Origin of the sequence: Mesorhizobium sp. M7A.F.Ca.CA.004.12.1.1, assembly GCF_003997835.1 — a bacterium.
GTDB lineage: Bacteria > Pseudomonadota > Alphaproteobacteria > Rhizobiales > Rhizobiaceae > Mesorhizobium.
Genome location: NZ_RZRK01000793.1, coordinates 1 through 2,781 on the forward strand (window position 1 = coordinate 1; position 2,781 = coordinate 2,781).

The following is a 2,781-nucleotide window of genomic DNA, read 5'->3' on the forward strand; positions in this document are numbered from 1 at the left end:
CACGGCGCTGTCGGTGCTCGACCAAGCCGAGGCGTTTTCGCCGGGCAAGCTGGAAATCGTCGCCTTGCGCGACCGAATTGCAAAAGGCGACAAGATTGCGCCGCTGGTTGCCGGCCCATCCGATGGCGCCTCCGAAATCCTGCTCGACCTCGCCACCGCGCTCAACCGTGGCGGCGGCGAGCCGTTCGTGCGCCTCTATCTGCAATATGCGCTTGCTTTGAAGCCTGACAGCGACGCTGCCCTTGTGCAACTCGCCGCCGTGTCCGAGCAATTGAAGGACGGCGAAGGTGCCATCGCGCTCTATCGCCGGATTCCCGCCGCTTCGCCGCTGAAGGAGCTTTCGGACCTGCAACTCGGCCTCAATCTTGCCGATCTCGACCGTCACGAAGAAGCGATCACCCATCTGAAAGCCTTGGTCGACGCCCATCCCAATGACATGCGCGCCTATCTGGCGCTCGGCGGCGTCTATTCCTCGAAGGACGATTTCCGTTCGGCCGCCACTCTCTACGATAAGGCCGTCGAGGTGCTGAAGGCGCCGACCGCGGCCAACTGGAACATCTTCTACCAGCGCGGCATCGCTTATGAGCGTCTGAAGGAATGGCCCAAGGCCGAGCCGAACTTCCGCAAGGCGCTGGAACTGTTCCCCGACCAGCCGCAGGTGCTGAACTATCTCGGCTATTCCTGGGTCGACATGAACATGAACCTCAAGGAAGGCCTGGCGATGATTCAAAAGGCCGTCGACCTCAGGCCGAGCGACGGTTACATCGTCGATTCGCTGGGTTGGGCCTATTTCCGCCTCGGCAGGTTCGATGACGCGGTGCGCGAAATGGAACGCGCCGTGTCGCTGAAGCCGGAAGATCCGGTTCTCAACGATCACCTCGGCGACGCCTACTGGCGCGTCGGCCGCAAGCTGGAAGCCACCTTCCAGTGGAACCAGGCTCGCGACCTGAAGCCGGACCCCGATGTGCTGGCCAAATTGCAGCAGAAGCTGATGAAGGGCCTGCCGCCGATCGAGTCCAACACGGCGCAGGAAACCCCGAAGGTCAAGCCAGAGCCGGTGCCCGCCCCGAAAGGGTGAAGTTCGCCATTTGAATTCAATGCAAACGGGGCTCTTTTCGGAGTCCCGTTTTCGTTTGAACCGGATTCGGCTGGCTGCCTCAGAAGAGCTTGCGATAGACGACGAAGCCGGAGTGTTCGGCGACCTTGTCGTAAAGCTTCATCGCCGTGTGATTGGTCTCATGCGTCAGCCAGTATACCCGGCCTGAGCCGGCCGCCTGCGCGCGCTCGTAAACGCGCTCGATCAGCGCCCGTCCGATGCCTTTGCCACGCGAGGCCTGCGTGGTGAAAAGGTCCTGCAGATAGCAATTCGGCGCGATCGCCGTGGTGCTGCGATGGAAGAGATAGTGCACGAGGCCGAGAAGCTGTCCCTCGCCTTCGGCCACCAGCGCGTGGACCGGCTCATAGGCATCGAAGAAACGAGACCATGTCATCTGGGTGATCTCACCCGGCAGGGCCGTTTCACCCGAGCGGCCATAAAATGCATTGTAGCCGTCCCACAGCGGCAGCCATTGCTCGAAATCCTGTCGCGTGACAGGGCGGATGACGATCGGGCTGGGCATGGCTGAAACCTGTTGTCGTTGCTGCACAGGCGAACAGAGCGCAGGCCCCAGAGATGGGCAATGGGCCAGCCCCTGCAAAGCTTTCAACATTGTCCATAATGTCGGGGTGACCGCATCGGCGTGCTTTGCTTGACGCTTTGCTGTTGGGTCTCTAGGACGTGCCGGCAAGCTAGCCTGTGCTGTCGAGGCCATCCGTGACAATTGAAATCCCCGCCCATATGCATCCCAGCCGCTCGTTCCAGGGGCTGATCCTGACCTTGCACAACTATTGGGCGGCCTATGGCTGCGTCATCCTGCAACCCTACGACATGGAAGTCGGCGCCGGCACCTTTCATCCGGCAACGACGCTGCGCGCGCTCGGCCCAAAACGCTGGAACGCTGCCTATGTCCAGCCCTCGCGCCGCCCCAAGGACGGGCGTTATGGCGAGAACCCGAACCGGCTGCAGCATTATTACCAGTACCAGGTGATCCTGAAGCCGAACCCGCCCAATTTGCAGGAACTCTATCTCGGCTCGCTGGCGGCGATCGGCGTCGATCCGCTGCTGCACGACATCCGCTTCGTCGAGGATGATTGGGAAAGCCCGACGCTGGGCGCCTGGGGTCTCGGCTGGGAATGCTGGTGCGACGGCATGGAAGTCTCGCAGTTCACCTACTTCCAGCAGGTCTGCGGCATCGAATGCGCGCCGGTGGCCGGCGAACTCACCTACGGGCTGGAGCGGCTGGCCATGTATGTGCAGGGCGTCGACAATGTCTACGACCTCAATTTCAACGGCCGCGAAGGCGCCGACAAGGTCACCTATGGCGATGTCTTCCTGCAGGCCGAGCAGGAATATTCGCGCCACAACTTCGAACACGCCAACACGGCGATGCTTCTGCGCCACTTCGAGGACGCCGAGGCCGAGTGCAAGGCGCTGCTCGACGCCGGCGCGCCGGCATCGAACGACAATCTGCCGATGCACCGCATGGTTTTCCCGGCCTACGACCAGTGCATCAAGGCCAGCCATGTCTTCAACCTGCTCGACGCACGCGGCGTGATTTCGGTCACCGAGCGGCAGAGCTACATCCTGCGGGTGCGCAATCTGGCCAAGGCCTGCGGCGAAGCGTTTTTGAAGACGCAGGCCTTGGCCAGATTGCGCACCCGCAGGATGTAGCTCTGCCGCTC

3 protein-coding genes are annotated in these 2,781 nt (G+C 61.9%); 2 read left to right on the forward strand and 1 reads right to left on the reverse strand.

Translation table 11 applies throughout. The features are described from left to right. The coding region (locus EN984_RS29680; protein WP_127384162.1) for a tetratricopeptide repeat protein at positions 1 to 1,078 on the forward strand (1,078 nt) is incomplete at its 5' end. A gap of 79 nt (positions 1,079 to 1,157) precedes the next feature. Here EN984_RS29680 and EN984_RS29685 read toward each other — a convergent pair. Further along, the gene (locus EN984_RS29685; RefSeq protein WP_127270006.1) at positions 1,158 to 1,619 is read right to left on the reverse strand and encodes a GNAT family N-acetyltransferase; all 462 of its coding nucleotides are present in this window, start codon (positions 1,617 to 1,619) and stop codon (positions 1,158 to 1,160) included. 218 nt (positions 1,620 to 1,837) lie between these two features. Here EN984_RS29685 and EN984_RS29690 point away from each other — a divergent pair, with 218 nt between their 5' ends. Further along, entirely contained in the window at positions 1,838 to 2,770 is a 933-nt protein-coding gene (locus EN984_RS29690) for a glycine--tRNA ligase subunit alpha (protein WP_206517509.1), read from the forward strand. Positions 2,771 to 2,781 lie beyond the last annotated feature (11 nt).

Coding starts and splice junctions, on each gene's coding strand:
- EN984_RS29685 (WP_127270006.1), bottom strand. CDS start 1,619: ATGCCCAGCCCGATCGTCATCCGCCCTGTCACGCGACAGGATTTCGAG.
- EN984_RS29690 (WP_206517509.1), top strand. CDS start 1,838: ATGCATCCCAGCCGCTCGTTCCAGGGGCTGATCCTGACCTTGCACAAC.